At 59.7% G+C, this 201-nt stretch carries 1 protein-coding gene; it reads left to right on the top strand.

Annotated features, from left to right (window positions below):
* The coding region (locus ACTHTY_RS12305; RefSeq protein WP_440367907.1) for a hypothetical protein at positions 1–201 on the top strand (201 nt) is incomplete at both ends.

Below are 201 nucleotides of genomic sequence, written 5' to 3'. Positions count from 1 at the left end.
ACAGCCAGCTGAAACAGCAAAGCGCCGCCGCCCGTACCGAGGTCGCAGCCGGTACCAACATCAAAGACGTGGTTAAAACGACCGGCGCCAACGGCCAAGACGTTTACACCGTCAACGCCAAAGGCACCACCGCGAGCGCAGGTTCCGACAAAGTGACCGTCACTGCTTCAGCAGCAGACGCGAACAACGTGACCGACTACA

Source organism: Neisseria sp. P0019.S002 (genome assembly GCF_051957155.1).
GTDB lineage: Bacteria > Pseudomonadota > Gammaproteobacteria > Burkholderiales > Neisseriaceae > Neisseria > Neisseria perflava.
Note: the sequence above shows the minus strand (reverse complement) of the source record. Positions and strands in the feature narration are given on the sequence as shown.